1 protein-coding gene is annotated in these 995 nt (G+C 67.2%); it reads right to left on the bottom strand.

Annotated elements, in window-relative coordinates; genetic code table 11:
- Nucleotides 1–980: folylpolyglutamate synthase/dihydrofolate synthase family protein (locus tag MOV75_RS39550; RefSeq protein ID WP_247008266.1), on the bottom strand; the 980-nt coding region annotated here is incomplete at its 3' end.
- Between the last annotated feature and the right edge of the window lie 15 nt (nucleotides 981–995).

Below are 995 nucleotides of genomic sequence, written 5' to 3' on the forward strand. Positions count from 1 at the left end.
GCATTGTGTCCGCCGTCGAGCCAGATCTCCGAGCCCTGCGGCCCAAGAGCGAGCAGCTCGCCCGCGGTGATGCGCTGCATCCGCGCCGGCCATTCCGCGCCGACGATACCGGCCTCGAACGCTGCCTGATTGATCTTGAAGCTCGGAACCGCGCGCAGCGTCGCGATGGCAAGGCCGGCATTGTCGAACTGGTGACGACCGAACAGGCGCGGTGCCGGCAGATCCATCAGGCCGCGATCGTCCGAATAGACCAGACGTCCGCGCTCGACATTGACGTGCCAGCTCTCGTTCGCGGCAAACAGCGGCGCACGCATGCGCTTCGCCTGCCCCTCGATCACGGCCATCGCTTCCGGCGATTGCTCTGCGCAAATCACGGGCACGCCGCGCTTGATGATCGCCGCTTTCTCACCGGCGATCGACGTCAACGTATCGCCCAGGAAGTCCATGTGATCCATGCTGACGGGCGTGATCACGCAGGCCGCCGGCGCATCGACCACATTGGTCGAATCGAGCCGGCCGCCGAGGCCGACTTCGAGCAGCACCAAATCGGCCGGGTTCTGTGCGAACAGGTGGAAGGCGGCCGCCGTCTTCAGCTCGAACAATGTCGCGGCTTCGCCGGCATTGACACGCTCGACCTCTTCCAGGGCCGCGCGCAATTCGTCGTCACCGACCAGCACGCCGCCGCCAGCGCGGCCGAGCCGGAAGCACTCGTTGATGCGGACCAGATAAGGCGAGGTATAGGCGTGAACGCGCAGGCCGGCCGCCTCCAGCGTCGCGCGCAGATACGCGAGCGTCGAGCCCTTGCCGTTGGTGCCGGCGATGTGGATCACCGGCGGCAGCTTGCTTTCAGGGTGCCCGAGCCGCTCGAGCAGCCGGTGCATCCGCTCCAGCCCGAGATCGATGCGCTTCTGATGCAGGGCCGACAGCCGCCCGATCAGCTCGCCGAGCGGCGTCTTCTCGCTGTCGGAGGTCGCGTTCACGCGTGGGGCGCAGCC

The sequence above is a fragment of the Bradyrhizobium sp. PRIMUS42 genome (assembly GCF_023006515.1).
In the GTDB taxonomy this organism is placed as follows: Bacteria; Pseudomonadota; Alphaproteobacteria; order Rhizobiales; family Xanthobacteraceae; genus Bradyrhizobium.